This window comes from Marinobacter persicus, assembly GCF_002934325.1.
Taxonomy (GTDB): domain Bacteria; phylum Pseudomonadota; class Gammaproteobacteria; order Pseudomonadales; family Oleiphilaceae; genus Marinobacter; species Marinobacter persicus_A.
Window position 1 is genome coordinate 55,078 of sequence record NZ_PTIV01000008.1, and the last position, 25,917, is coordinate 80,994.

Genomic DNA, 25,917 nt, shown 5'->3' on the forward strand with positions numbered 1-25,917 from the left:
GAGGATGTATTTTACAACTGCTAGTTTGGACCGTGGTCGCTGTCATAGGCACGGGAATCGTTTGGAAGGGCAGTGGTCTGCTGGAATCTGCCAGCGAGCGTTTGTCTCTTTATTACCGCCTGCCGGAGATCGTTCAGGGCGCGATTGTTGTGGCTATCGGTTCCAGTTTTCCAGAGCTGGCGACAGTGGTGGTATCCACGTTGGTGCATGGCGAATTCGAATTGGGCGTTGCGGCCATCGTAGGTTCAGCGTTGTTTAATATCATGGTTATACCTGCCTTGTGCGGGCTGGTTGCCAAAGATCAGTTAATGACCAATCGGGATCTGGTTTATAAAGAAGCGCAGTTCTACATGATCGCCGTGGCCGCGCTGCTTCTGATGTTCTCGTTTGCGGTGATTTACAACCCGGTTGAAGCGGCGGGTGGAGTCCTGCGTGGTGAGCTCACCCGTTGGCTTGCGATCATGCCGCTGGCGCTTTATGGGATTTACGTATTTGTTCAGTACCAGGACACCATGGACTATCAGTCCGATGAGGACGTGTCGCACATTCGCCCCGGAAGAGAGTGGGGGCGTCTGGCTGGCGGTCTGGTGTTGATTCTAATCGGTGTCGAGGGATTGGTTAGGGCAGCCGTTAACTTTGGCGATATTCTGGGCACTCCAAGCTTCCTGTGGGGCATTACCATCGTAGCCGCAGGAACCTCGATTCCTGATGCCTTCGTATCGGTTCGCGCTGCGCGTCATGGCAGAGGCATAACCAGCACCGCTAACGTTCTGGGTAGCAACATTTTTGATTTACTCTGCTGTATCCCTATTGGCGTGCTGATCGCCGGAAGTGCCGTCATCAATTATTCTGTCGCTGCCCCACTGATGGCTGTTCTGACCCTGGCCACACTGGCGCTGTTCCTGATGATGCGGACTGATATGACTTTAAGCCGTAAAGAATCCTGGAGCTTGCTGGTGATGTATGGGGTGTTTGTCGTGTGGATGGGGCTGGAGTCGGTCGATCTGACCAACCTGATTGTCAATTTTCCGCCCAGCACGTAAGGAATTCGGTGAATTCCGAGTTGCGCTAATCAACCCGCCTCGGTTCAGCGAAAACCAAGAAAGGAAAGGATTGCTAGAACGATAACGACTGCGCCGACGATATAAACAATGTTGTTCATGAGAGATTACCTTTCCCAGAAACTGCAATTTTGGTTGCGCCGCGTTCCTTGCGGCGGATGATGCAACTCCGTGTATTGGCCGCTCCATTGCCTCATCAAGGTCTAGATTGAGGTACCAGCGTTGCCTGGTCTGTACGCTGGGCCACATAGCGTAGAAAAAATTATCGTCTTTTGAAGCGTTGGGGCTGTCTGTGCGCGAACCAAGACAGACCTGTCCAGGTGCGTTAGCGCACAGAGGCCGTTCTGTTTTTGGGGTAAGTTGGGCCAAACGAACAGGCTTCTGGCATGTTTGCGAATTTGAAGGAATACCCTTGACCAATACCGTCTGGTTTGTCGTGATCGGGATGCTACCCAGTCCTGACCGGAAAGGGGGCTGCCATCAGAGGACTATTCATCGCAGAAGAGTACTGACTTCAAAGCACGGATATCGGTTGTGAGCTGTAAAGAAATGTTTAGACCGGTGGCCCGAAATAGGGATGATAGTTATGACAACACCCGTCTTGCTCTACTACGACATGCGCATGCTCGGCCATAATCCACATGGATGGGATCCCGCTAACCCTGCCTGGACCGAGGCGGTCAAGGCGATGATTACGCTGCAATATCCCGGCAGCGACCTGCAAACCTACAGCCACCCGGAGCGCCCGGACCGACTGACAGCGATCGTTGACCGACTGATGCTTGAGCCAATTGAAGGGGTGCGCTGGATGCTGCCGTCGGCGGCCACCACGGCTCAAATCGAGCGGGTTCATGACAAAAACTATGTCGCCAAAATAGAGTCTCTGGCGGGCGAATCTTGCTGGCTGGCCAAAGATACCACTGCTATCTCGCCAGGCAGTGTGGAAGCGGCCTCCCTGGCTGCAGGAGCGGGAATCAGCGCTGTGGAGGCCATCTCGGGGGGTGCCGCGCGGCGGGCATTCTGTGTTTTGCGGCCACCCGGCCATCATGCCCATTCCGACCACGCCTCGGGCTTTTGTCTGTATAACAACATTGCGGTTACCGCTGCCCATGCGCGTGAGAGCCTTGGCTATCAGCGGGTGATGATCTGGGACTGGGATATGCACCACGGTAATGGCACGCAGGAAATCTTCTACTCCGATCCTTCCGTGCTGGTGGTTGATAGCCACTGCGCGGCGCCGTTCTATCCGGGCAGCGGGCTACTCCATGACACCGGGGCCGGAGCAGGCGTCGGCTCTCAGCTCAACGTCCCCCTGCCTCCGGGCAGCGGAAACGCGGCACTTCTGAAGGTGTTCGACGAAGTGGTGAAGCCCGCTGCAAAGGCATTCCAGCCAGATATCCTGCTGGTTTCCTCGGGTTTCGATTGCCATTACCTCGACATGATCTGCGCCATGGATGAGACGGGCTTTGCCATTCTTACTCAGCGCATGAGTGATCTGGCCGATGAGCTGTGCGACGGCCGCCTGGTGGTTTTGCTTGAGGGCGGCTACAACGCCAAGGCATTGGCCGATAGTGCCCATGCGGTCGTGAACGTGCTGGCGGGTATTCGGGTAAATAGCTTCAATGTTATGCCGGACGACCCGGGCTGCGCGGCCGTGGCGGATGCGGTTCAGTTTCTGAAACGAAAGGGATCAGGTAAAGAGCCACCGCTGGAGAATTAATGAACAACCGAGACGCTATCCGAAAACCTTGGCTTCTTTACAGTTTAGGGCGGAACAACTGGCTTCAGCTTTGATAAGCGACTGTCCCGAATAAACTGACCAACGACTGCACCAGGCATAGCCCCGAGCCCCACGATTGTATAGGCAGTAATCCCCTGGGTTCGGAAACTGCCGATTTATCTCTTGCGATAACAGTTAGTATGCTAACGTAAAGGTTGGCCTTTTAACTGTGATAGCAGGAGTCCGGGTGTATACGAGCATATCCAAAGTGAAAAGCCGCTCAATGGCTGCCCGTTTTCTGCTCTCGCGTGTGCAGTTGAGCGAGAGCTTAGCCATGGTAAGTCAGTCTGGCGCCAGAAACTCAAGGCTTGCAGGATTACAGGTAGCCGTGACGGCATTAGTGGTCCTTCCCCTTATCCAGGTGTCGAGTTTTTCTGACCTTATAGGTTTTGCCTCGCTGGGCACACTGGTTGCCTTGTTCGGTCGATTTGCGCCGCCCGCCCGTCGGGGAATGACCGTGTTTCTATGTGTCCTGTGCCAGACGTTCACCGTTTTTGGCATGTCGCTGGTTGCCTGGTTGGACGTTCCTATGGGCGGCCAACTGGCTATCCTGGCGTTGGTGTGTGGAATTTTGTTTTATATCGTGAACGTCGCCGACTTTGGTCCACCGGGTGCGTTGATCTTTATTTTCGCGGCCAGTGTCTCCATGGGCCAAGTGGACGAATTCGCCACTGTATTGGAACGGTCGAGTGCCACTGCGTTGGCGGCAATGCTTGCGTGGCTTCTGGTTTTGTCGACTGAGAGGTTCCGCCATGATGTAGAGGTTGGCCCAGCCTGGTTTTCAGACCGGCCGACAAGTGATCAGTTACTCGTTGTTGGCCGGATTATTCTTGGTGCGGCGGTTTCCGGGCTTGTGGCGTATTCATTTGGTGGCGATCATGCCGGTTGGGCTGCCATGGGTGCAGTGGTGGTCTTGCAGGGAAGTCATTTGCACATCAGTATGAATAGGGCTTTGCAGCGTGCGGGGGGGCAACCTGCTCGGGGCCATTTTGGTAGCTCTGGTATTGTCGACCGAACCTTCTGTGTGGACCGTTATCGTAATGGTGGCGGCGCTGTCTTTTTGCGCAGAAGTGACCATCGGTTCGAATTATGGCTTGGGGCAGGACCGGGCTCATCTTGTTACTCACCACGCAAAACGACGCAGGTTGGTTTAAGAGCCGCAAGGAAGCTGGGCTGATTCAAATCCACCCTAGCCAGCGCCACCAAAAATAATCCAATGGAAATAGGACGGCTATGGAGAGTGCCGATAGAACAAGGCACAACCGGCCTGCGTGCCGGATTGGAATCCCTGCCAGTGGCATGGCCATCATCAAAGGAACTGACTGATAGGTAAAAACAACAGTTGAGAAGCCTAACACCTGTGTCATCAGTACCGCCTCCAATGAAAAACCAGTCAACTCGCTAATTTGACTCCCAAGAGGCGTTAGTGTTGCGGGAATGCCAGCAAGGGTTGTCAGTATGCCTGTGAAAGTGGCGGTTAACGACAGGACCATAAAATTGGTAAAGCGATTTTCCGGACTAAGCGGCATCCAATCGAGCGTGTGAGTACCTACTACTTGGCTGATGTTCTGATGATTGATTAGAGCAGCAATGCCTAGCAAACCACCCACCACAAGAATGGCACTCAAATTAACCTTCTGGTTAAAGCTTTGAGTGGAAATCATGCCCACGCCTGGCAGCAGCAACAGTGTAGCGGCTGCCAGGCCAATCCAGGCTACAGAGATTTGGTGGAGAGAGTCGGTCAGCCAAAGCCCCAAGGTGGCCAACATAATGGTCAAAAGTCGTATTTCCTTGCCGGAGAAGCTCGGTGGTCTGGTTTTCAACTGCTGGCGCTGAGGCTGGGCGGGATAAAACCAGAGGATCGCGGCGATCAGTAGCAGGGCTTTGAGAAAACCGAGTACCGGAAAGTGCAGCAGTAGATATTCACCAAACAATGGACTCCAGCCATAAATCTTCTCGGCAGACCCGATCATGATCATGTTTGGAATATTGGCGGGGAGAATGGCGAATGTAGGAATATGGCTGCCAAAAGCCGCTGCAAGACCCACCCCTCTTTGTCCATTGCTACCGGCTTCAAATCCACAGTTTTCCGCGATGGCCAGGGCAATCGGAATGAACAACACAATGCGCCCCACCGAGGAAGGCATGACAAACCCCAGCAGTATGCCGATAAATACAATGCCTGTAATGAGTCTGACATAGCTGGAATCAAGATGGCCGGTTACGGTATCGGAGAGTCGCTGTGCCAGCCCGGTTTCCGTAATAGCAATGCCTATGACCAATCCGGAAATAATCAACCAGCAGGCCGTGGATGTTAGGCCAGAGAACACAACATCGGCTGGCGCCAGGGATAGAAGCATGGCGAGCGTGAGCACAAGGAGGGCTGATACGAACTCTGGCAGAGCGCCCGTGGCAAAAAGAACCAAGCCTGAAATAACCAACAAGGCTGATAGTCGTTGGCTGCTATCAAACCACCCTGCTGCAGGTGATAGCATCAGCCCTGTACACAGCGTGGGGATCAGTATCAGGGCCAACCATTGGGGACGTGTCAGGTTAATACGAGATAGCACGAGGGGCGCATCCTTTTTACTGTGGGGTAGCCGTCCGAAGCGTTTAGTAGCTGCGCTGCATCAACTTAATATACCGGCCCGGATTAGGTGTCTTAGCGGATATTGTTGTGCTTTTGCGGAAACAACCAGAAAGAGAACCACTTGGTCATACGAGGCATCAGCACATAGCTCATCAGACCCATGACGACCATGGTGACCAGCATGGTTCTGATCAATAGTGGAATTTGAGCAAGCCAGTCCCCGAATACAGCAAAAACAAGAGTGACTGCGGGATACAGGGCCAACCAACTGACAATCGTCATCTTCCATCGGGCTGGCGGCCGGACCGGGTTTTGGCCAGGCAGCGTGAACCAGGTGACAATGCCTGACAGGGTCTCCCGTTCACTCGGCTGCTCAAGCAACTCTTCGATTTTATCCAGCAGCTCTGCCCGTTCGTCGGAGTTTTCCCAGATGTTCAGGCTGTCCTTGTCGTTGAACTTGAAAACGATGCGGTATTCCGGGTCTTCCGCTGATGAAGGACGGAACATGGTTGCACCAAGATAGCCAGGGAAGTCGGCAGCTCTTTCTGTCATCTGGCTGCTGAGCTTTTCAAATTCCTTTTCAAGTCCTTTCTTTACGCGCCTGGAGACGACTACCGTTAAGGGATCAAAACGCAGGGGCAGGGGGCTGTTTCTGGTCATGGTTTGGTTCCTTTGTTGTTTTGGCGAAGAGAGTCAGGGTTGTTTTCCCGGCGCCAACTGCTTAATCAGGTACTTTTGACGGGTTACGTGGTAGCCAACGGATTCACCAGCCTGAACGGTCTCGGTCAGTGTTTGGGCGGTGTCGCTGGCCAGCCGATGGATATCCGCCACTTCCTCGCTGATTTGTTTCACGGTCTGGCTTTGCTGTTCCGTAGCGGCGGCAATTTGCTGGTTCAGGCCGTCGTTATCATTCAGACCGGCGACAACGGCCTGCAGGGCCTCCACGCTGACCTGCATCTGCTCGACGCTCCGGGTTGATTGCTGGGTGCGCCCGGCCAGTGATCGCACTTCATCTGCCACCACTGCAAAGCCTCGCCCGCTTTCCCCGGCCACGGGCGTGGTCAACGTTCTGGGTTCGCTGAATGGTCAGCGGGGAAGGGCGCCGGTAGATGGCCTGGTATTCAATGATATTGCCGCTGTTATCGGCAATGGGTGTCACGAAAGCATCGAGCCACAGATCTTTTCCATCGGCCGTCCGGTTACGGATCATGCCCATCCAGGATTCATGACGCCCCAGCGTTTTCCATAAATCGTTCAAAGGCCCCTTGGGCATGTCCGGATGCCGGAGTTTTTCGAACGATTGCTCTTTGAGTTTTGCTTCATTGTATCCGACCAGCTGGCAGAAGCCGTCGCTGGCGTAAGTGATCTGGCCCTGTGGGTCCGTCAGAACGAGCAGCTGTTCTGAGGCCTGTTGGCTGACTTGGAAAGATTCGTAACCGGACATGATGCCACCCTGATTTAAAAGAGAAAAAGGGGCCCGCAAGCGCCGGCCCAAAGGAGAGCCACAACGATGTGCAGATCATTGGCCCATAACAAACTGGCGGTCGGGACAGCGAGTGCCGGGTATTCGGGTGCGGTAAGCGATGCGCGGGGCGCAGGCCGAAGAAATCATCATGTTGAGTCACCGTCTTTGTTGTTTGAGTTAGCGACGGTTCTAGATAAAGCAGAATGTATGCCGATTAATTATCGAAATACTCAAGTCATTGATTTAAAAATATAAAATATGATTTATGGAAGGTGGAGAAGAGGTTGGTGACGGTGGGGCCGTGAGAATCGTTTGATCAAATGATCAAACGCTAAAGAGGAGATGTTTATTTCATCAGGTGGCCGGCAACCTCCCTGTTGCCCTATGCCATGCCCGGTCAGCCTTCGAGAATGCCGGCTTTTTTCAGCCGATACGCCAGGGCAGGGCGGGTCAGTCCTAGCAACCGGGCCGCTTTTGAAACGTTCTGGCTGGCTTCGTTCATGGCCTTGCGCATTAAGGTTGCTTCTACCTGCTCCAGACTGATCTGCTGGGCAAACACCTGTTCGGACCAGTCAGACTCGCCAGCCCCGTTTTGGTCGGAAATCACGTTGCCATCGGCGTCCACCCGCACAATGCCGTCTTTGGTGGTTTCCGGCGGGGAGACAAAAAGAGCCTCCTGGCTGATGGTCTCGTTGTTGTCGGTGAGGATCACGCCCCGCTCAATGACGTTTTCCAGCTCCCGGATATTGCCCGGCCACTGGTAAGCCATGCAGAGCTCCAGGGCTTTGTCCGACAGGCCCAGGGTGCGTTTATCGTACTGGGCATGAAATTTTTCCAGGAAGTGTTCGGCCAGCAATGGCAGGTCTTCCCGCCGTTCCCGCAGGGCCGGAATTTTTACCGGAAATACGTTTAACCGATAGAACAGGTCGGCCCGGAAACGCCCTTCTTCCACGGCCTGTTCCAGGCTTTCGTTGGTGGCGGCGATCACCCGCACATTCACTTTGCGGGTTTTGTTGTCACCCACCCGCTCCAGTTCGCCTTCCTGCAGCACCCGCAACAGGGTTGCCTGGGCCCGGGGTGTCAGCTCCACTACTTCATCCAGAAAAATGGTGCCGCCGTTGGCACGTTCAAACCGGCCTTCCCGGGACTGGTTGGCGCCGGTGTAAGCGCCTTTCTCCACGCCGAACAGCTCTGCTTCAATCAAATCCGGGGGGATGGCCGCACAGTTCACTGCCACAAAAGGATCTTCTGCGCGTTCGCTGCGCTGGTGTACGCTACGGGCGATTACTTCCTTGCCAACGCCGGTCTCGCCCAGCAATAGTACCGACACTTTGCCCCGGGCTGCCTTGTCGATCATCCGGCACACTTTGTTATAAGAGGCCGACTGGCCAATGCCGTAGTACTGGCCCTGCTGTTGGTGCAGGCTGCTGCGCAGGGAGGTCAGTTGTTCCTGCAGGTTGTAAAGCTCTTCAATCAGCGGGTCGGCCTTGAAATAGCGGGAGAATTCTTCGGCGTCGTCCCACTCCTCGGCCGGCCGGCCTTCAATGATGCACTTTTCATCGCCGCAGCCACGACAGCTGATTTCCCGGAAGATGATTTCCCGGCCCATAAAAGATGAGCTATAGGCACAGGCGTAGCCCAGCAAAACCCAACAGGCGGGCTCGTCCATCTGGCCCAGTTCGGTTTTGCAGATTTCCACTTCCCAGGAATTGACCCATTCGAAGGTGCCGTGCAAAGCGCCGGTTTCACGGTCCAGGTCCAGTTCAAGGGGAACGACTTTTACCATGCCCTTCAGAGCATGCAGTTGCGGGCCGGCCAGAAAGGTGTCGATGTCGTTGGAGCCCGGCCGGAGTTTCCGAGCCAGTTCCGCGTCCTTCACGCCGGAGGTATAGCCTAGGCGCAGGAAAAATCCCTTGGCCCGCTCAATGCCCATGCTGTTGACGATTTCGCGGCGAAACGCGGCCAGCGACGACAGGCTCATCAACAGCACCCGCTGCTCGCCAAACCAGATTTTCCCTTCCTTGCTGTGAAACTGAATCTGGTCCGTCAGATCTTTGAAATCGGTGTACTGGAGTTGTGGCTTAAACGTATCAGCCATGATGGTCCCCCATTGTTGTTGTCGGTGGGGAAGGCTTGGTTGGCCTTGGTGTTGAACCCGTTATCTAGCCCATGATCGGCGCCAAAAATCAATCTGTCGGTCAGGAGTGCACACAAATTTTGCCGTCTGAGCCGCAACTCATCAAATCATCATATCCGCTTTTTGTTTCACCATTTGATCAAAACCCCGTACGTATTTTTGCGAACAAAAAACAGTCAATTGTTCCAGGGTTGCTCTCGTTGGTCCTTTAAAAACTCTTTTTTAACAGCCGGATAGAGGAATTTTAAAATTAAATTCCCGTTGGTGGCATAGCCGTTGCTCTCCCTCCCTACAGCCAACAACAAACACAACGGGGCTAACCATGACTGCCGAGATTCAACACAAATCGTTTGACGAGCTGACCCGTTACATCCGGGTACGCAGCGAGCCGGATGACCGCTTTGTCGAGTTCGACTTTGCGATCGGTTACCCGGAGCTGTTTGTGGAGCTCGTACTCCCCCGCGACGCATTCAGGATTTTCTGCGAGCACAACAAGGTCGTTCACATGGACGCAGAGATGATCCGCGAAATTGACGAGGACATGGTCAAGTGGCGGTTCGGTGAGCGCGGCGAGCGCTATTAACAACAAAACCATCAACTCCAGTTTCACAACAACAAAACGGAAAGGTTGATATGAGCATCGAAATCAAAACCGACTCGGTGGAACCCATCCGCCAAACCTACAGCCACATCGCCCGGCGATTTGGCGACAAGCCTGCAAGCCGCTACCAGGAAGCCAGCTATGACCTGGAGGCGAAGGTCAATTTCCACTATCGCCCGCAGTGGGATTCCCGCTACGAGCTCAACGACGAGCGGCGTACCGCCATTCGCATGGAAGACTGGTACGTGGTGTCCGACCCTCGCCAGTTCTACTACGGCGCCTATGTTGGTAACCGCGCCAAAATGCAGGAAGCGGCGGAAACCAGCTACAGCTTCTGCGACAAGCGCAACCTGCTGGGCCGCCTGCCGGAAGAAACCCAGAAGCAGATCCTGCGCCTGATGGTACCGCTGCGTCATGTTGAGCTTGGCGCCAACATGAACAACAGCAAGATCGCCGGCGACGCCACCGCGACCACCGTATCGCAGATGCATATTTACACCGCCATGGACCGCCTGGGCATTGGCCAGTACCTCTCGCGCATTGCCCTGATGATGGACGGCACCACCGGCAAGGCGCTCGATGAATCCAAAGGCTACTGGATGGACGAAGAGCTCTGGCAGCCCATGCGCAAGCTGGTGGAAGACTCGCTGGTGGTGGACGACTGGTTCGAGCTGACCCTGCTGCAGAACGTACTGCTGGACGGCCTGATGTACCCGCTGGTGTACCACAAGATGGACGCCTGGTTTGCCGAACAGGGTGCCGAAGACATCTCCATGCTGACCGAATTCATGCGCGACTGGCAGAAAGAATCCCTGCGCTGGATCAACGCCATGATGAAAGCCGTTGCTGGTGAGAGCGACGCCAATCGTGAATTGCTTCAACAGTGGATCGACCACTGGGAGCCGCGCGCTTACGAGGCACTAGCGCCCATTGCACAGGCTTCCGTGGGTGTTGAAGCGTTGGATGAAGCCCGGGCAGAGCTGTCCAACCGCCTGAAGAAATTTGGTTTGCAGAGCAAGGGAGTGTCGGCATGAGTCAACAACTCGTTTTTATCGTGTTCCAGGACAATGACAACGCCCGTTACCTGGCCGACGCCATCATGGCGGACAACCCCCACGCAGAAATGCAACACCAGCCGGCGATGATCCGCATCCAGGCTGACAAGCGACTGGTGATTAACCGCGAAACCATGGAAGAAGAACTGGGCCGCGACTGGGACGTGCAGGAAATGCTTATCGATGTAATCAGCATCGGCGGCAACGTCGATGAAGACGATGACCACTTCATTCTTGAGTGGAAATAATCGGGAGACGAATCATGGCTGTTAAAAACAAAAAACTGAATCTCAAAGACAAGTACCAGTATCTGACACGTGACATGGCCTGGGAGCCGACGTACCAGAAAAAAGAAGACATCTACCCGGACGAGTCGTTCGAAGGCATCAAGATTCTTGACTGGTCCCAGTGGGAAGACCCGTTCCGCCTGACCATGGATGCCTACTGGAAATACCAGGCCGAAAAAGAGAAAAAGCTGTACGCCATCTTTGATGCCTTCGCGCAGAACAACGGTCACCAGAACATCACCGATGCCCGTTATGTGAACGCGCTGAAATTGTTCCTGACCGGTGTGTCACCGCTGGAGCATGCTGCATTCCAGGGCTATTCCAAGGTTGGCCGCCAGTTCAGTGGTGCCGGCGCGCGGGTTGCCTGCCAGATGCAGGCGATTGACGAACTGCGTCATTCCCAGACCCAGCAGCACGCCATGAGCCACTACAACAAACACTTCAATGGTCTGCACGACGCGGCCTACATGCACGACCGGGTGTGGTTCCTGTCCGTACCCAAGTCGTTCTTCGACGATGCCCGCTCCGCCGGCCCGTTCGAGTTCCTGACTGCGATTTCGTTCTCCTTCGAATATGTGCTGACCAATCTTCTGTTCGTGCCGTTTATGTCCGGTGCGGCCTACAACAACGACATGGCCACCGTAACTTTCGGTTTCTCCGCCCAGTCGGACGAAGCCCGCCACATGACCCTGGGTCTTGAGGTGATCAAGTTCATCCTGGAGCAGCACGAAGACAACGTGCCCATCGTTCAGAAGTGGATCGACAAGTGGTTCTGGCGTGGTTTCCGCCTGCTGAGCCTGGTCAGCATGATGATGGACTACATGCTGCCGAAGAAGGTCATGAGCTGGGCCGAGGCCTGGGAGGTTTACTACGAGCAGAACGGTGGCGCGCTGTTCAAGGATTTGGAGCGCTATGGCATTCGTCCGCCCAAGTACGAAGACGTGGCCAACGAAGCCAAGCACCACCTGAGCCACCAGCTGTGGACCACGTTCTACCAGTACAGCCATGCCACCAACTTCCACACCTGGATTCCGACCGAGGAAGAGATGGACTGGATGTCCGAGAAGTACCCGGACACCTTCGATAAATACTACCGCCCGCGGTACGAATTCCTGGCCAAGGAGCACGCCGAAGGCCGCCGCTACTACAACAACACCCTGCCGCAGCTGTGCCAGGTGTGCCAGGTGCCGACCCTGTTCACCGAGAAGGGCGACGCCACCAAGCTGAGCCACCGCCAGATCGAGCATGAAGGCGAGCGTTATCACTTCTGCTCCGAGGCCTGCTGCGACATTTTCAAGGACGAGCCGGAGAAGTACGTCCAGGCCTGGTTGCCGGTACACCAGATCTACCAGGGCAACTGTGGCGGTGCCGATGTCGAGACGGTGGTGCAGAAGTACTACCACATCAACATTGGCGAGGACAATTTCGAATACGTCGGCTCGCCGGACCACAAACGCTGGCAGTTCATCAAAGGCATGGCGCCACAGCAAAAAGGCGACGACGAAGCCGCCGAAAAACCCAACGCAGCCTGAAGCGGGACGGCCCGGTGCCAGAGCGCGCCGGGCCTGTCACCCACAAAAACAACAAGGTGATGATCATGAGTGTAAATGCCCTGTACGACTACAAATTCGAACCGCGCGACAAGGTAGAAAACTTCAACGGCATGCAGCTGGTGTACGTCCAGTGGGCCGGCCACCTGATGTTCTGCGCACCCTTCGCCCTGCTGGTTGAGCCTGATATGAGCTTCCGTGCCCTGATCGAAGACGCACTGAAGCCGGCAGTCGCAGCACACCCCCAATCGGTTAAAGCCGATTTTCTGGCAGCGCAGTGGGAGCTGAACGGCGAGTCGTTCACGCCGAACGCCGACGCTTCGTTGGTGGATAACGGCATTGACCATAAAAGCATGCTGGTTGTGACCACGCCCGGCCTGGACGGCATGTTCAACACTGGATACTGAGGTGCGCCATGACTCATTCCGTGACCATTGAACCGATTGGTGAGCAGATTGAAGTGGAGGAGGATCAAACCATCCTCCAGGCGGCCCTGCGCCAGGGTGTCTGGCTGCCGTTTGCCTGCGGCCATGGCACCTGCGGTACTTGCAAAGTGCAGGTGGTGGATGGCGATGTGGACGTTGGCGATGCCTCGCCCTTTGCCCTGATGGACGTAGAGCGGGACGAAGGCAAGGTGCTGGCCTGCTGCGCCACCGTGGAAAGCGATGTGACCATCGAAGCGGATATCGATGTCGACCCGGATTTCGAAGGCTACCCGGTGGAGGACTACACCGCGACGGTCACCGAGATCACGGATTTGTCACCGACCATCAAGGGACTGCGCCTGAAGCTGGACCGGCCCATGACCTTCCAGGCAGGCCAATACATCAACCTGGAACTGCCGGATGTGGATGGCCCGCGCGCCTTCTCGCTGGCCAACCCGCCGAGCAAAGCCGATGAAGTGGAACTGCATATTCGTCTGGTTCCAGGCGGCGCGGCAACCGGTTACATCCACGAACAGCTTAAACCCGGCGACGAACTGAACCTCTCCGGCCCCTACGGGCAGTTTTTCGTGCGCAGCTCGCAACCCGGCGATCTGATCTTCATTGCCGGCGGTTCGGGACTGTCGAGCCCACAGTCGATGATCCTGGACCTGCTGGAGCAGAACGATGAGCGCCAGATCACCCTGTTCCAGGGCGCCCGCAATGTGCCGGAGCTCTACAACCGGGAAATGTTCGAGGAGCTGGCCCGGGAGCACGACAACTTCACCTACATTCCGGCGCTGAACGACGCCGACAACGACCCGGACTGGAAAGGCTTCAAGGGCTTTGTCCACGAGGCGGCCAAAGAACATTACGAGAGTCGATTTGCCGGCAACAAGGCCTACCTGTGCGGCCCGCCGCCGATGATCGACGCGGCTATTACGGCCTTGATGCAGGGGCGCTTGTTTGAGCGCGACATCTTTATGGAGAAATTCCTGACAGCGGCGGACGGTGCGGAAGACACCCAGCGTTCGGCCCTGTTCAAGAAGATCTGACCGGAGGTGCGCCATGCCGGCATACCAGGTGTTCAACCGCACCACGGGTGATTCGTTCACCTGTAACGGTGACCAGAGCGTGCTCAAGGCCATGGAAGCGGTGGGCAAGAAATGTGTCCCGGTGGGATGCCGCGGCGGAGGCTGCGGGTTCTGCAAGATCCGGGTATTGGAGGGCGATTTCGAGTGCGGAAAAATGAGCAAGGCTCACGTACCGCCTGAAGCCCTGGCGCAGGGTGAAGTGCTGGCCTGTCGCATCTATCCGCAAGCCGACTTAACGATCGAATGCGTGCCGCAACCGGTGGACGCAGTCGTGGAGCAAGCAACACGAGCAAAGCAAACAACAACAAGAGCGATGAGGTAACTGTCATGAAAAAAGGTGTTATGCGTCCCGGACACGTCCAGATCCGCGTACTGGACATGAAAGAAGCAGTGGAACATTACACGGATCTGATGGGTTTGATTGAAACCGATCGTGACGTTGAGGGCCGGGTGTATCTGAAAGCCTGGACCGAGGTCGACAAGTTCTCCGTGGTTCTGCGTGAAACCGACCAGCCCGGCTGCGATTTCATGGGCTTCAAAGTACTGAATGAGGATACTCTCGTCAGCCTGACCCAGGACCTGAAAGATTTCGGCCTGGAGGTTGAAGAGATTCCGGCTGAAGAGCTCAAGGGCTGCGGCCGCCGCGTGCGCTTCACGGTGGCTTCCGGCCACGCCTTCGAGTTGTATGCCGACAAGGAATACACCGGGAAGTGGGGCGTCACTGAAGTGAACCCTGAGGCCTGGCCCCGTGACCTGGGTGGTATGAAGGCTGTGCGTTTCGATCACTCCCTGTTCTACGGCCCCAACCTGCCGGAAGTGCTGGATGTTTTCACCAACGTACTGGGCTTCCATCTGGCCGAACAGGTGATGGACCCGGATGGCAACCGCATTGCCCAGTTCCTGACCGCGTCAATGAAGGAACACGACATCGCCTTCATCCACAGTGACAAACCGGGGCAGCTCCACCACACCTCTTTCTACCTGGAAACCTGGGACGACGTGCTGCGTGCCGCCGACCTGATTTCCATGACCGATACCTCCATCGATATCGGCCCCACACGTCATGGTCTGACCCATGGCAAAACCATCTACTTCTTCGACCCGTCAGGTAACCGCTGTGAGGTCTTCTCCGGTGGTGACTATACCTACCCGGATCACAAGCCCGTCACCTGGACAGCAGACGAGCTCGGCAAGGCCATCTTCTATCACGATCGCCAGTTGAACGAGCGTTTCCTGACGGTATTGACCTGACCCCAAACCGACTAAACAGGATGAAGCAGCAATGAAAGAGATCAAGCATTACATCAACGGTGAGTATGTCGGTTCCGCCAGCGGCAAGCGGTTCGACAATGTGAACCCGGTGAATGGTCAGACCTTTGCCAAAGTTCACGAAGCCGGCCGGGAGGAGGTGGATGCAGCGGTGAAAGCCGCACGCGCTGCCCTGGACGGCCCCTGGGGCAAGATGACGCTGGATGAGCGCACCCGGATTCTGCACAAAGTCGCCGACGGTATTAACGAGCGCTTTGATGAATTCCTGGAAGCGGAATGCCTGGATACCGGCAAGCCGAAAACCATGGCCAGCCATATCGATATTCCCCGTGGTGCGGCCAACTTCAAGGTATTCGCGGACATGATCAAGAACGTGCCCACCGAATCCTTTGAAATGGCCACACCGGACGGCACCGGCGCTCTGAACTATGCAGTGCGTCGCCCGAAAGGCGTGATTGGTGTGATCAGCCCCTGGAATCTGCCATTGCTGCTGATGACCTGGAAAGTCGGTCCAGCACTGGCGTGTGGCAACACCGTGGTGGTCAAACCCTCGGAAGAGACCCCGACCACCACCGCCTTGCTGGGCGAGGTGATGAAGGACGCCGGCGTGCCGGATGGTGTGTACAACGTGGTACACGGCTTCGGCGGCGATTCCGCCGGCCAGTTCCTGACCGAACACCAGGACGTGGATGGCTTCACCTTCACCGGTGAGACCAGCACGGGCGAAACCATCATGAAGTCTGCCGCCAAAGGCATCCGGGATATTTCCCTGGAGCTGGGTGGCAAGAACGCCGGCCTGGTGTTCGCGGATTGTGACATGGACAAGGCCATCGAAGGCACCATGCGTTCGGCGTTCGTGAACTGTGGCCAGGTATGCCTGGGCACCGAACGGGTGTACGTCGAGCGCTCCATTTTCGACGAATTCGTCGCCCGCCTGAAGGAAGAGGCAGAGAAGCTGCGCATCGGTCCTCCGGATGATGAAAGTGCCAACTTTGGCCCGCTGGTCAGCCTGAAACATCGGGAAAAAGTGCTCTCCTACTACCAGCAGGCCGTCGACGACGGCGCCACCGTGGTTACCGGTGGTGGTGTGCCGGACATGCCGGAACAGTACGCCGGCGGTGCCTGGGTACAGCCCACCATCTGGACTGGCCTTTCTGAGGATTCGGCGGTGGTGACCGACGAAATCTTCGGTCCTTGCTGCCATATCCAGCCCTTCGATACCGAAGAAGAAGCGATTGATCTGGCCAATCGTCTGCCGTACGGCCTGGCCTCGGCTATCTGGACCGAAAACGTCAGCCGCGTGCACCGCGTTGCCGGGCAGATTGAAGCGGGGATTATTTGGGTGAACAGCTGGTTCCTGCGGGACTTGCGCACGCCCTTTGGTGGCAGCAAGCAGTCCGGCATTGGCCGGGAGGGCGGTGTGCACTCCCTGGAGTTCTACACCGAGATGAAAAACGTCTGCATCAAGCTGTGAGGTGGTCATGAATGCATCTGTAGAAAGCCCGGAAATCGGGCGGGAAATTATCGCGGCCGGTTACCGCACCAATGTCCACGATCAGGGCGAGGGCGGCTTCCCGGTGATGATGATTCACGGCTCCGGGCCCGGCGTGACCGCCTGGGCCAACTGGCGCCTGGTGATTCCGGAGCTGGCGAAACATCGCCGAGTAGTGGCACCGGACATGCTGGGCTTCGGTTACAGCGAACGCCCGGAAGACCAGATCTATAACCGCGAGCGCTGGGTCAAACACGCCCTGGGCGTGATGGACGAGCTGGGCCTGGAGCAGGTGGACCTGGTGGGTAATTCCTTCGGCGGTGGCCTGGCGCTGGCACTGGCCATTGAACACCCGGAACGCGTGCGCCGTCTGATTTTAATGGGGTCGGTGGGGGTCAGCTTCCCCATCACCAAAGGCCTGAATGAAGTCTGGGGCTATGAGCCCTCCATCGAAACAATGCGGCGGTTGATGGATGTGTTTGCCTACGACAAGAGCCTGCTGACCGACGAGCTGGCGGAAATGCGTTACCAGGCCAGCGTGCGCCCCGGTTTCCAGGAATCCTTCGCCGCCATGTTCCCGGCTCCGCGTCAGCGCTGGGTGGACAACCTGGCGAGCCCGGAAGCAGACATCCGCAAGCTGCCCCATGAAACCCTGGTGCTGCACGGCCGGGAAGATGAGGTGATTCCGCTGGCGGTGTCCTACAAGCTTGCCGAGCTGATTGACCGCTCCCAACTGCATGTCTTCGGCCGCTGTGGTCACTGGACCCAGATTGAACACGCCGACCGGTTTGCCCGGCTGGTGAACGATTTCCTGCACGAAGCGGATCAAACCGCCGGAGGTAAGTAATGGACAAGGCTCAGATCGAGGCGTTCGGTGATGAACTCTATGAAGCCATGGTCAACCGGGAAGCGGTAGCTCCGCTGACCGGCCGGGCTGATGGCATCACCATCGACGATGCCTACCACATCTCCCTGCGCATGCTCGAGCGTCGCCAGCAGGCGGGTGCCCGCATCATTGGCAAGAAGATCGGGGTCACCAGCAAGGCGGTGATGAACATGCTGAACGTGCATCAGCCTGATTTTGGTTACCTGACCGACGACATGGTGTTCAACAGTGGTGAAGAAGTGAACATCAGTGACCGCCTGATTGCGCCGCGCGCTGAGGGCGAGATCGCGTTCATTCTCAAAAAGGAGCTGACGGGCCCGGGCGTCACCAATGCCGACGTACTGGCTGCCACCGAATGCGTGATGCCGTGCTTCGAGATTGTCGATTCCCGCATTAAGGACTGGAAGATCGCCATTCAGGACACCATCGCCGACAACGCCTCCTGCGGGCTGTTCGTGCTGGGTGACAAGGCGGTCTCACCCCGGGACGTGGATCTGGTGACCTGCGGCATGGTGGTCGAGAAGAACGGCTCGATTATCAGCACCGGCGCCGGTGCTGCAGCCCTGGCGTCACCGGTGAACTGCGTGACCTGGCTGGCGAACACGCTGGGCGAGTTTGGTATCTCGCTGAAAGCGGGCGAAGTGATTCTTTCCGGCTCGCTGGTGCCGCTGGAGCCGGTGAAGGCCGGTGACCATATGCGCATTGATATCGGCGGCATGGGCAGTGCGTCCGTGTGCTTCTCCTGAGCGCGCCGGTAACAAGGACAACGAGGACAGTGCTATGAGCAACAAAATCAAAGCAGCCATCATCGGCTCGGGCAACATCGGCACCGACCTGATGATCAAGATTCTGCGCAACGGCCAGAACATCGAAATGGGCGTGATGGTCGGCATCGACGAAACTTCCGACGGCCTGGCCCGGGCCAACCGTATGGGTGTGGCCACCACTCACGAAGGCGTGGAAGGACTGGTAAAAATGCCGGAATTTGCCGACATCGACGTGGTGTTCGACGCCACTTCGGCCAGCGCCCACCGCCACAACGACGTATTCCTGCGGGGCCACAAGGAAGACATAAAGATGGTCGACCTGACCCCGGCGGCCATCGGTCCTTACTGTGTGCCGGTGGTAAACCTGGAGAAGCACCTCAAAGAAGGCAACGTGAACATGGTCACCTGTGGCGGTCAGGCCACCATTCCCATGGTGGCGGCCGTCTCCAACGTGGCCAAGGTGCACTACGCCGAAATCGTCGCCTCCATTTCCAGTAAATCCGCCGGCCCAGGCACCCGGGCCAACATCGACGAGTTTACTGAAACCACCTCCAAGGCCATCGAAGTGGTCGGCGGTGCGGAGAAGGGCAAGGCCATCATCATCCTGAACCCGGCCGAGCCGCCATTGCTGATGCGCGACACCGTGTACGTGCTGTCGGAGAAAGCCGACCAGGCCCAGGTGGAGAAATCCGTCGAGGAAATGGCCGCAGCCGTGGCCAGCTATGTGCCGGGTTACCGCCTGAAGCAGAAGGTACAGTTTGACGAAATCCCTGACGACCAGCCCATCAACGTGCCGGGCCTGGGGTATTTCAGTGGCCTGAAAACCTCCATCTTCCTGGAAGTGGAAGGGGCGGCCCACTACCTGCCGGCCTACGCCGGCAACCTGGACATCATGACCTCCGCCGCGCTGGGTACCGCCGAGCGCATCGCCGAATCGCTGGTCCACTGAGGAGGAACGAACAATGACTTTTAACCCTGGCAAGAAACTCTACATCTCCGACGTGACCCTGCGCGACGGCAGCCACGCCATTCGTCACCAGTACTCCATCAAAAACGTGCAGGACATCGCCCGGGCACTGGACAAGGCCAAGGTGGATTCCATCGAAGTGGCCCACGGCGACGGCCTGCAGGGCTCGAGCTTCAACTACGGCTTTGGTGCCCACACCGACCTGGAGTGGATCGAGGCGGTGGCCGAAGTGGTGGAACACTCACGGATCGCCACGCTGCTGCTGCCCGGCATCGGCACCGTGGAAGACCTGGAAGACGCCTACAAGGCCGGCGCCCGCACGGTTCGCGTGGCCACCCACTGCACCGAGGCGGACGTCTCAAAACAGCACATTGAACACGCCCGCAAACTGGGCATGGACACCGTTGGCTTTCTGATGATGAGCCACATGCAGACCCCGCAGGGGCTGGCGGAGCAGGCAAAAATGATGGAGGACTACGGGGCTACCTGCCTGTACGTGGTCGACTCCGGCGGTGCCATGAACATGAACGACATCCGGGACCGCTTCCGCGCGATGAAAGACGTGCTCAAGCCGGAAACCGAAACCGGCATCCATGCCCACCACAACCTGGCACTGGGTGTGGCCAACTCCATCGTGGCGGTGGAGGAGGGCTGTGACCGGGTAGACGCCAGCTTGTCCGGCATGGGCGCTGGCGCCGGTAACGCACCGCTGGAAGTGTGCATTGCCGCCTTCGACAAGATGGGCTGGGACCATGGCACCGACGTTTACGCCCTGATGGACGCGGCCGACGACATCGTGCGTCCGCTGCAGGATCGCCCGGTTCGCGTGGACCGCGAAACCCTGGCATTGGGCTACGCGGGTGTGTACTCCAGCTTCCTGCGCCATTCCGAAGTGGCGGCGAAGAAGTACGGCCTGAAGACCGTGGACATTCTGGTGGAGCTGGGCAAACGTCGCATGGTGGGTGGCCAGGAAGACATGATCGTGGATGTGGCGCTGGATCTGCTGAAAGCGCAAAAGGAGCAAAAGGCATGAGCAAGACACTGAGCAACGAACAGATGCTGGCGCTGGCTGAGCACGTGGAAAACGCCGAACTGCAGGCCCACGACATTACCAAGGTCACCAATGATTACCCGGACATGACCTTCGAAGACGCCTACGACGTGCAGTGGGAAATCCGCCGCCGCAAGGAAGCCCGGGGCAACAAGGTTGTTGGCATGAAAATGGGCCTGACTTCCTGGGCCAAGATGGCGCAGATGGGCGTGGATACTCCCATTTACGGATTCCTGGCGGACTATTTCAGTGTGCCGGACGGTGGTGTGGTCAACACCAAAGAGCTGATTCACCCCAAAATCGAAGCGGAAGTGGCGTTCGTCACCAAGAAGCCACTGCATGGTCCGGGCTGCCACATTGGTGATGTCCTGGCGGCCACCGACTTCGTTATCCCCGCCGTGGAAGTGATCGACTCACGCTATGAAAACTTCAAGTTTGATCTGGTGAGTGTGGTCGCGGATAACGCCTCCTCTACCCGCTTTATCACCGGCGGCCAGATGGCCGATATCTCGGATGTGGATCTGAAAACCCTGGGGGTGGTGGTCGAGAAAAACGGCGAGGTGGTGGACGTGGGCGCCGGCGCCGCCGTGCTGGGCCACCCGGCCTCCAGCGTGGCCATGTTGGCCAACCTGTTGGCGGAGCGTGGGGAACACATTCCGGCCGGCACCTTCATTATGACCGGCGGCATTACCGCGGCCATCGCCGTGGAAGCCGGTGACAACATCACCGTTCGTTACCAGGGCCTGGGTACGGTCTCGGCCCGCTTCGAATAAGGAGGCGTTATGCCGATTGCACAGATCAACATTCTCGAAGGCCGGACCGATGAGCAAAAGGAAGCCCTGATCAAGGAAGTCAGCGAGGCTATCGTGCGTTCGCTGGATGCGCCGATTGAAAGCGTGCGGGTGATCATTAACGAGATGCCGAAGCAGCACTTCGGCATTGGCGGACGATCGGCGGAAAAACTCGGGCGTTGACGTCCAGTTGGGGCCGGCAGGCCCCTCACTCAAAACCACTACAAATACAAAAATGGTGAACTTATGAGAACGACTAAACTGCTTGCCGCTGCCGGCACGCTCGGCCTGGCTTTGTCTGCAACCCCTGCTTTCGCAGTGAACGGCCATTATGTGGCCGGTATTGAAGGCACCAAGGGGCCTTCCCTGCCGCCAGAAGGCCTGTACTATCGCGGTTACCTGGTGCAGTACGAGATTGATAGCATCCAAAGCGATGCTGGCGATATTGATGATGCTGATGGCTCGGTAACAGCATTCGCGAACCGGTTTATCTATGTGACCGACAAAAAGTTCCTCGGTGCGGATTATGGCATGGAAGCCATCGTAATTGCCCAGGATAACGATTTTGATTTTGCCAGGTCTTCTGATTCCGGCATTGGCGATGTGTTTCTGGGGCCGCTGATTCTGGGCTGGCACGGGCAGCAATGGGATACCGTGTTTGCCGCCGGCCACTGGTTTGATACGGGTGACTACGATTCCACAAATCCTGCTGCTGTAGGTAAGGGCTTCGGCACTACCATGCTGACACTGGGCGGTACCTGGTACTTCGATGAAGCCAGAGACTGGTCGTTCTCTGCCTTGTCCCGTTATGAAATCAAAACCGAACAGGAAGATACTGAGAGAACGCCCGGCGATAGCTGGACTGTCGAATGGGCACTGGGCAAAGTGTTGAACAACGGCGTCGAAGTCGCTCTGGCCGGTTATGACGGCTGGCAGCTGGAATCAGACAGCGGCCCTAACACCACTAACGCCAAGATGGAGCAGCACGCCATCGGCGCCGAAGTCACCTTCCCGGTAAAGCCCCTGGGCGCCCAGTTGAGTGGCGCGGTGTACACTGAGTACGCCAACAAGAACCGCCCCGAAGGCAACCTGTTCCGGTTGCATTTAACCAAAAGATTCTGATTTCGCTGTAAGCTTGAAAGCCGGGGCCAGAGTGTCCCGGTTTTTCTGTGCGTAATGTGGATTGGTTGGGGGGAATGTGAGCAAGCTCAGAGTTTTGATGATCGGTGCCGGTGGTATTGGGGGCTACTACGCTGCAAAGCTGGCGCAAGCGGGTCATAACGTGGTCCTGACTGCCAGGGGCGAACACCTCGAAGCCCTGCAAGCCAATGGCCTGGTTGTGGATTATGAAGGGACGATCAGTCATCACGATCTGCCCGCATTTGATCACCAGACCCTGATGAAGTCGCACCGGGCGGATGATTTTGATCTGATTGCCATTACCCTGAAATCCACCGCCACGGAGCCGGTGATGGTTGAACTTTCACCATGGCTGCAGGCTGGCTCAACCCCTGTGTTGTCCCTGCAGAACGGGGTAGACAACGAGCAGCGTATCGCCCAAGAAGTGGGTGAACAGCGAGTGCTGGGCGGTCTGGCCGTGCGCATTGGTGGCCATATTACGGAGCCTGGCAAAGTCTACGCCGAAGGCGTGGCCCAGATCGTTATGGGTGCCTGGCCGGTACAGGCTCGGAATGACCCTCGCACCGATTTACTGTCCCGATTGGAACAAGCATTCACCGAGGCAGGCATACCCACCAGGGTCACTGACGACATTCATTACGAGTTATGGCGCAAGCTGGTGATCAATAACGGCGTGAATCCGTTGTCGGCACTTACTTACCTGGACACATATAAGCTGACCCATCACCCGGAATTCGGAAAAATGGTGTACGGCATGATGGCGGAAACCGTACAGGCCTCGAAAGCCGACGGCGTAAACCTGACCGAGCGCGACTTGGATGAAATGTTTGACCTGATCAGCAGCTTTAATGCCATCAAAACCTCCATGCTGGTGGATCAGGAAAAAGGACGTCCACTGGAGCTGGACAGCATTTCTGGTGCGGTGCTCCGGCGTTGCCAGAGCCTCGGTATTGAGGCGCCCTATACCCACACGGTGCATGCACTGCTGCAACATCAAAAAGCCGGTTAAGGCCTTTCCAAGAAAAGGTAACAAGAAATTATGAATGACCTGATGTCACAAGCCGTGGATCTGATGATTGCCGGCATGGGCTTTGTGTTTGCGTTCCTGTTATTCGTGGCGGGTGTTATCGGCTCTGCGGTGGCTGCGGGTGTGATGATCAAGCTGTTGGGCTAACCAAATTTCCTGAGAGGGTTCTGATGAGTAAAAGTGGTGAGTTTCGTCCTGTTAGCGAGTCCCAGATTGTTTTGAAGGAGCTGATGGTTCCTTCCTATGAGAATTTTGGCGGTAAGGTGCACGGGGGCGTGGTGCTGTCATTGATGGACAAGATTGCCTATGCCTGCGCGGCCTCGCACTCCAAGTGTTATTGCGTCACCGCGTCGGTCGATAAGGTGGATTTCCTGAATCCGGTGGAAGTGGGGGAAATCCTGACTCTGTATTCATCCGTGAACTACACCGGCAAGTCATCCATGGAAATCGGTATCCGGGTGGTGTCGGAGAACTTTCATACCGGCATGATTCGCCATACCAATACCTCCTACTTCACCATGGTGGCCCTGAACAAGGACACCAAATCCCCGGAAGCAATTCCCGGATTATTGTTGGAGACCGACGAGGAAGTGCGCCGTTTTCTGGAGGGGCGCTTGCGCCGTAAGGTGAGAAAACTGCAGCGGCATGAGCTGGATCAGGCAAGAAGCGAGATTGATTATGACGTCAGTGACAGTTCTCTTGAGGGGGAGAACTGTAAGGTGGTTACGCCTGAAGGATAACCATTTTTTTTGGGGTTAAACCCCGGCCAATGGGTGTCCACCGTTTTCCTGGTGGACACTCTTGCCTATCGGCGGTTATCGCATTGCTTTCAGCGCCTGCGCCCACTTAGCCATTTCCTCCAGCATCGCCGTTGCTGACTGGGCGTGGGGCTGTTCCGCCACGAAGTTGCCAGAATCGTCCAGCTTCTCCCAGGGCATTTGTACCATCACGCCCTCCACCATTGGCATCATCTTCAGGGTGGTGACTAACTGCCTGGCATTAACTGCCGAGCGAACCCCGCCAGAGGCGCCGCCGTAGCTAACAAAGCCGCACGGCTTGTAATTCCACTCCCGGTAAATGTAATTCAGTGCGTTAACAAACGCAGGCGGCGGGCAGAAGTTGTATTCGGGAATCACAAACGCGTAGGCATCCGCTCTGGAGACACTTTCAGACCATGCCTTGGTATGGTCGTGTTCGTACTTCTGCGTCCTCGGGTGATGAGGTTCGTCGTAAACCGGCAGGTTGAAATCCCCCAGATCAATCAATTCGCTCTCAAAGTTACCTTGCTCATTAGCGTGGCCATGAAACCATTGGGCTACCGATGGGCCTATCCGCCCTGGGCGGGTGCTGCAAATAATGGTCTGGAGCAGGAGCGACATGTCATTCAATCCTTTTGCATGGTGTTCTGGGTTTGAAGAATGATGATAAGGAACGCAAGCATGAAATGATAACGGAGAAGTCAGCAAGACTTGTTCAAATTACCTGAACAAAAAATGAGGCTTTCTAGAACTGATCCCAATAAGGTGCTTCCCCAAAGAAGCCATCAACAAAATCGATAAAACCACGCACCTTGCTGGCCAGTAGCTGCCGGTGGGCGTAGACCGCATAGAGCGCCATGGGCTGGGGTTCGTACTCCGGCAGGATCACCTTCAGCTTTCCTTCCCTGATGGCGTTGCCGGCAATAAAGGTGGGCTGGAGGGCTATGCCGGCCCCGGCAATGGCCGCCTCTACCAGCACATCGCCGTTATTGCTGACCATGCTGCCCTCACTCTCTTGCCCCCCGGCCTGCAGCCATTTCTGAAGTGGATGGCCAGGACCAATGTCCATGTAGCTGTACTGCAGATAGCGATGATGGCCCAGTTCTTCAGGGCGGCGCGGCGTGCCGTGTTGCTTCAGATAGTCAGGCGAGGCGCAGAGCACCAGCCTGACCGGGGCGAGTCGCTTGGCAATCAAAGAGGAGCTTTTCAGGTGGCCAATACGAAGCGCGATGTCGAATCCTTCCTCCACGATGTCAACTTTTCGGTCGTTCAGTTGCAGATCAATGCCCACGGCGGGGTGAGCTTTCTGGAACTCACTCAAGAGGGGAGCCAGGTGACGAATGGCAAAAGAGACCGGGGCGCTTATTCGCAATAGGCCCTGAGCCTGGGTTTGCAGGTCACCGAGTTGGTGCTCCATATCGTCAATGTCGGTGAGCACCTGCCGGGCTCTCTGGTGATATTGCGTGCCTGCCTCGGTCAGGTTGAGCCTGCGGGTGGTGCGGTTGAGTAGCCGTACACCCAGATGGGTTTCCAGTTGGGAAACGTACTTGCTGACCAGTTGGGGGGAGGTCTCCAGACGATCTGCCGCGCGGGTGAAGGAGCCCTCGTTGACCACGGCTACGAAGGCGCGCATGGCTTCGATTCTATCCATAGGAGTGTCCGGTTGTGCTTTCGTTATCAACAATATGTTTATAAATAAGCAATGACAAGGATATTAGTCTTTCATA

At 56.6% G+C, this 25,917-nt stretch carries 28 protein-coding genes and 1 pseudogene; 22 read left to right on the plus strand and 7 right to left on the minus strand.

What is annotated here, in order from left to right:
- Nucleotides 1-32: 32 nt before the first annotated feature.
- The 3 genes from BY454_RS06420 to BY454_RS17210 all read left to right on the plus strand — a co-directional run bounded on the left by BY454_RS06420 (nt 33) and on the right by BY454_RS17210 (nt 4,018).
- Complete coding sequence (locus tag BY454_RS06420; RefSeq protein WP_258075582.1) at nt 33-1,043, plus strand: sodium:calcium antiporter; 1,011 nt, start codon at nt 33-35, stop codon at nt 1,041-1,043.
- Nucleotides 1,044-1,647: 604 nt separating this feature from the next.
- Entirely contained in the window at nt 1,648-2,781 is a 1,134-nt protein-coding gene (locus BY454_RS06425) for a histone deacetylase family protein (protein WP_181049661.1), read from the plus strand.
- Between the two features lie 247 nt (nt 2,782-3,028).
- A complete protein-coding gene (locus tag BY454_RS17210) occupies nt 3,029-4,018 on the plus strand; it encodes an FUSC family protein (RefSeq protein WP_181049775.1) in 990 nt (329 codons plus the stop codon).
- A 1-nt stretch (nt 4,019) separates the two neighbouring features.
- On the opposite strand, the gene BY454_RS06435 is transcribed toward BY454_RS17210, so the two are convergent.
- The 5 genes and pseudogenes from BY454_RS06435 to BY454_RS06455 all read right to left on the minus strand — a co-directional run bounded on the left by BY454_RS06435 (nt 4,020) and on the right by BY454_RS06455 (nt 8,994).
- Nucleotides 4,020-5,411, minus strand: a complete 1,392-nt coding sequence (locus BY454_RS06435; protein ID WP_219820614.1) for an SLC13 family permease — start codon at nt 5,409-5,411, stop codon at nt 4,020-4,022.
- Nucleotides 5,412-5,503: 92 nt separating this feature from the next.
- The gene (locus tag BY454_RS06440) at nt 5,504-6,091 is read right to left on the minus strand and encodes an antibiotic biosynthesis monooxygenase (RefSeq protein WP_104415985.1); all 588 of its coding nucleotides are present in this window, start codon (nt 6,089-6,091) and stop codon (nt 5,504-5,506) included.
- 33 nt (nt 6,092-6,124) lie between these two features.
- A pseudogene (locus tag BY454_RS16855) lies at nt 6,125-6,481 on the minus strand (methyl-accepting chemotaxis protein); the annotation flags it as partial.
- Nucleotides 6,441-6,875 carry a PAS domain-containing protein gene (locus BY454_RS06450; RefSeq protein WP_104415987.1) on the minus strand — a complete coding sequence of 145 codons (435 nt, stop codon included), beginning with the start codon at nt 6,873-6,875 and terminating at the stop codon, nt 6,441-6,443. The pseudogene BY454_RS16855 and the gene BY454_RS06450, both read right to left, overlap by 41 nt.
- Nucleotides 6,876-7,293: 418 nt before the next feature.
- The gene (locus BY454_RS06455; protein WP_104415988.1) at nt 7,294-8,994 is read right to left on the minus strand and encodes a sigma-54-dependent Fis family transcriptional regulator; all 1,701 of its coding nucleotides are present in this window, start codon (nt 8,992-8,994) and stop codon (nt 7,294-7,296) included.
- Between the two features lie 361 nt (nt 8,995-9,355).
- On the opposite strand from BY454_RS06455, the gene BY454_RS06460 reads away from it, so the two are divergent.
- From BY454_RS06460 to BY454_RS06550, 19 genes are all read left to right on the plus strand, one after another.
- Nucleotides 9,356-9,616, plus strand: coding sequence for a phenol hydroxylase subunit (locus tag BY454_RS06460; protein WP_104415989.1), 261 nt, complete (start codon nt 9,356-9,358; stop codon nt 9,614-9,616).
- A gap of 50 nt (nt 9,617-9,666) precedes the next feature.
- Nucleotides 9,667-10,668, plus strand: coding sequence for an aromatic/alkene monooxygenase hydroxylase subunit beta (locus BY454_RS06465; protein ID WP_104415990.1), 1,002 nt, complete (start codon nt 9,667-9,669; stop codon nt 10,666-10,668).
- Nucleotides 10,665-10,937 carry an MmoB/DmpM family protein gene (locus BY454_RS06470; RefSeq protein ID WP_104415991.1) on the plus strand — a complete coding sequence of 91 codons (273 nt, stop codon included), beginning with the start codon at nt 10,665-10,667 and terminating at the stop codon, nt 10,935-10,937. Before BY454_RS06465 ends, BY454_RS06470 begins: the two co-directional genes overlap by 4 nt.
- Nucleotides 10,938-10,951: 14 nt before the next feature.
- On the plus strand, nt 10,952-12,508 hold the full coding sequence (locus tag BY454_RS06475) for an aromatic/alkene/methane monooxygenase hydroxylase/oxygenase subunit alpha (RefSeq protein ID WP_104415992.1): 1,557 nt from the start codon (nt 10,952-10,954) through the stop codon (nt 12,506-12,508).
- Between the two features lie 65 nt (nt 12,509-12,573).
- Entirely contained in the window at nt 12,574-12,933 is a 360-nt protein-coding gene (locus tag BY454_RS06480; RefSeq protein WP_104416041.1) for a phenol hydroxylase subunit P4, read from the plus strand.
- Between the two features lie 8 nt (nt 12,934-12,941).
- Complete coding sequence (locus BY454_RS06485; RefSeq protein ID WP_104415993.1) at nt 12,942-14,003, plus strand: NADH:ubiquinone reductase (Na(+)-transporting) subunit F; 1,062 nt, start codon at nt 12,942-12,944, stop codon at nt 14,001-14,003.
- Between the two features lie 13 nt (nt 14,004-14,016).
- Entirely contained in the window at nt 14,017-14,364 is a 348-nt protein-coding gene (locus BY454_RS06490; RefSeq protein WP_104415994.1) for a 2Fe-2S iron-sulfur cluster-binding protein, read from the plus strand.
- 5 nt (nt 14,365-14,369) lie between these two features.
- The gene (locus BY454_RS06495) at nt 14,370-15,293 is read left to right on the plus strand and encodes a catechol 2,3-dioxygenase (RefSeq protein WP_104415995.1); all 924 of its coding nucleotides are present in this window, start codon (nt 14,370-14,372) and stop codon (nt 15,291-15,293) included.
- A gap of 31 nt (nt 15,294-15,324) precedes the next feature.
- Nucleotides 15,325-16,785 (plus strand): 2-hydroxymuconic semialdehyde dehydrogenase, encoded by a 1,461-nt coding sequence (locus BY454_RS06500; protein ID WP_104415996.1) that lies wholly within the window; start codon nt 15,325-15,327, stop codon nt 16,783-16,785.
- 7 nt (nt 16,786-16,792) lie between these two features.
- On the plus strand, nt 16,793-17,650 hold the full coding sequence (locus tag BY454_RS06505) for an alpha/beta fold hydrolase (protein ID WP_104416042.1): 858 nt from the start codon (nt 16,793-16,795) through the stop codon (nt 17,648-17,650).
- Nucleotides 17,650-18,435: a 2-oxopent-4-enoate hydratase gene (gene dmpE / locus BY454_RS06510; RefSeq protein ID WP_104415997.1), complete on the plus strand. Its 786-nt coding sequence runs from the start codon at nt 17,650-17,652 to the stop codon at nt 18,433-18,435. Before BY454_RS06505 ends, dmpE begins: the two co-directional genes overlap by 1 nt.
- A 34-nt stretch (nt 18,436-18,469) precedes the next feature.
- Nucleotides 18,470-19,405: an acetaldehyde dehydrogenase (acetylating) gene (locus BY454_RS06515; protein WP_104415998.1), complete on the plus strand. Its 936-nt coding sequence runs from the start codon at nt 18,470-18,472 to the stop codon at nt 19,403-19,405.
- A gap of 13 nt (nt 19,406-19,418) precedes the next feature.
- Entirely contained in the window at nt 19,419-20,456 is a 1,038-nt protein-coding gene (gene dmpG / locus BY454_RS06520; RefSeq protein WP_104415999.1) for a 4-hydroxy-2-oxovalerate aldolase, read from the plus strand.
- Nucleotides 20,453-21,247, plus strand: coding sequence for a 2-oxo-3-hexenedioate decarboxylase (gene dmpH, locus BY454_RS06525; protein ID WP_104416000.1), 795 nt, complete (start codon nt 20,453-20,455; stop codon nt 21,245-21,247). The genes dmpG and dmpH overlap by 4 nt, the downstream gene beginning before the upstream one ends.
- Before the next feature lie 9 nt (nt 21,248-21,256).
- Nucleotides 21,257-21,448, plus strand: a complete 192-nt coding sequence (locus BY454_RS06530; RefSeq protein ID WP_104416001.1) for a 4-oxalocrotonate tautomerase — start codon at nt 21,257-21,259, stop codon at nt 21,446-21,448.
- A 63-nt stretch (nt 21,449-21,511) separates the two neighbouring features.
- Entirely contained in the window at nt 21,512-22,387 is an 876-nt protein-coding gene (locus tag BY454_RS06535) for a SphA family protein (RefSeq protein ID WP_104416002.1), read from the plus strand.
- Nucleotides 22,388-22,463: 76 nt separating this feature from the next.
- On the plus strand, nt 22,464-23,414 hold the full coding sequence (locus BY454_RS06540) for a ketopantoate reductase family protein (protein ID WP_258075583.1): 951 nt from the start codon (nt 22,464-22,466) through the stop codon (nt 23,412-23,414).
- A gap of 30 nt (nt 23,415-23,444) precedes the next feature.
- The gene (locus tag BY454_RS17025; protein ID WP_258075584.1) at nt 23,445-23,579 is read left to right on the plus strand and encodes a hypothetical protein; all 135 of its coding nucleotides are present in this window, start codon (nt 23,445-23,447) and stop codon (nt 23,577-23,579) included.
- A gap of 23 nt (nt 23,580-23,602) precedes the next feature.
- Nucleotides 23,603-24,172 (plus strand): acyl-CoA thioesterase, encoded by a 570-nt coding sequence (locus BY454_RS06550; protein ID WP_104416004.1) that lies wholly within the window; start codon nt 23,603-23,605, stop codon nt 24,170-24,172.
- Between the two features lie 75 nt (nt 24,173-24,247).
- Here the strand turns inward: BY454_RS06550 and BY454_RS06555 are convergent, their stop codons facing one another.
- Both BY454_RS06555 and BY454_RS06560 read right to left on the minus strand, forming a co-directional pair.
- Nucleotides 24,248-24,811, minus strand: a complete 564-nt coding sequence (locus BY454_RS06555) for an NADPH-dependent FMN reductase (RefSeq protein WP_104416005.1) — start codon at nt 24,809-24,811, stop codon at nt 24,248-24,250.
- Nucleotides 24,812-24,935: 124 nt separating this feature from the next.
- Nucleotides 24,936-25,841, minus strand: a complete 906-nt coding sequence (locus BY454_RS06560; protein WP_104416006.1) for a LysR family transcriptional regulator — start codon at nt 25,839-25,841, stop codon at nt 24,936-24,938.
- Between the last annotated feature and the right edge of the window lie 76 nt (nt 25,842-25,917).

Excerpts from the sequence above, each read along its gene's own strand:
- BY454_RS06505 (WP_104416042.1), top strand. The coding sequence starts at position 16,793 with ATGAATGCATCTGTAGAAAGCCCGGAAATCGGGCGGGAAATTATCGCG.
- BY454_RS06460 (WP_104415989.1), top strand. The coding sequence starts at position 9,356 with ATGACTGCCGAGATTCAACACAAATCGTTTGACGAGCTGACCCGTTAC.
- BY454_RS06450 (WP_104415987.1), bottom strand. The coding sequence starts at position 6,875 with ATGTCCGGTTACGAATCTTTCCAAGTCAGCCAACAGGCCTCAGAACAG.
- BY454_RS06490 (WP_104415994.1), top strand. The coding sequence starts at position 14,017 with ATGCCGGCATACCAGGTGTTCAACCGCACCACGGGTGATTCGTTCACC.
- dmpG (WP_104415999.1), top strand. The coding sequence starts at position 19,419 with ATGACTTTTAACCCTGGCAAGAAACTCTACATCTCCGACGTGACCCTG.
- BY454_RS06475 (WP_104415992.1), top strand. The coding sequence starts at position 10,952 with ATGGCTGTTAAAAACAAAAAACTGAATCTCAAAGACAAGTACCAGTAT.
- BY454_RS06560 (WP_104416006.1), bottom strand. The coding sequence starts at position 25,841 with ATGGATAGAATCGAAGCCATGCGCGCCTTCGTAGCCGTGGTCAACGAG.
- BY454_RS06555 (WP_104416005.1), bottom strand. The coding sequence starts at position 24,811 with ATGTCGCTCCTGCTCCAGACCATTATTTGCAGCACCCGCCCAGGGCGG.
- BY454_RS06495 (WP_104415995.1), top strand. The coding sequence starts at position 14,370 with ATGAAAAAAGGTGTTATGCGTCCCGGACACGTCCAGATCCGCGTACTG.
- BY454_RS06515 (WP_104415998.1), top strand. The coding sequence starts at position 18,470 with ATGAGCAACAAAATCAAAGCAGCCATCATCGGCTCGGGCAACATCGGC.
- dmpH (WP_104416000.1), top strand. The coding sequence starts at position 20,453 with ATGAGCAAGACACTGAGCAACGAACAGATGCTGGCGCTGGCTGAGCAC.
- BY454_RS06470 (WP_104415991.1), top strand. The coding sequence starts at position 10,665 with ATGAGTCAACAACTCGTTTTTATCGTGTTCCAGGACAATGACAACGCC.
- BY454_RS06440 (WP_104415985.1), bottom strand. The coding sequence starts at position 6,091 with ATGACCAGAAACAGCCCCCTGCCCCTGCGTTTTGATCCCTTAACGGTA.
- BY454_RS06455 (WP_104415988.1), bottom strand. The coding sequence starts at position 8,994 with ATGGCTGATACGTTTAAGCCACAACTCCAGTACACCGATTTCAAAGAT.
- BY454_RS06500 (WP_104415996.1), top strand. The coding sequence starts at position 15,325 with ATGAAAGAGATCAAGCATTACATCAACGGTGAGTATGTCGGTTCCGCC.
- BY454_RS17025 (WP_258075584.1), top strand. The coding sequence starts at position 23,445 with ATGAATGACCTGATGTCACAAGCCGTGGATCTGATGATTGCCGGCATG.
- BY454_RS06530 (WP_104416001.1), top strand. The coding sequence starts at position 21,257 with ATGCCGATTGCACAGATCAACATTCTCGAAGGCCGGACCGATGAGCAA.
- BY454_RS06535 (WP_104416002.1), top strand. The coding sequence starts at position 21,512 with ATGAGAACGACTAAACTGCTTGCCGCTGCCGGCACGCTCGGCCTGGCT.
- BY454_RS06485 (WP_104415993.1), top strand. The coding sequence starts at position 12,942 with ATGACTCATTCCGTGACCATTGAACCGATTGGTGAGCAGATTGAAGTG.
- BY454_RS06550 (WP_104416004.1), top strand. The coding sequence starts at position 23,603 with ATGAGTAAAAGTGGTGAGTTTCGTCCTGTTAGCGAGTCCCAGATTGTT.
- BY454_RS06480 (WP_104416041.1), top strand. The coding sequence starts at position 12,574 with ATGAGTGTAAATGCCCTGTACGACTACAAATTCGAACCGCGCGACAAG.
- BY454_RS06425 (WP_181049661.1), top strand. The coding sequence starts at position 1,648 with ATGACAACACCCGTCTTGCTCTACTACGACATGCGCATGCTCGGCCAT.
- dmpE (WP_104415997.1), top strand. The coding sequence starts at position 17,650 with ATGGACAAGGCTCAGATCGAGGCGTTCGGTGATGAACTCTATGAAGCC.
- BY454_RS06465 (WP_104415990.1), top strand. The coding sequence starts at position 9,667 with ATGAGCATCGAAATCAAAACCGACTCGGTGGAACCCATCCGCCAAACC.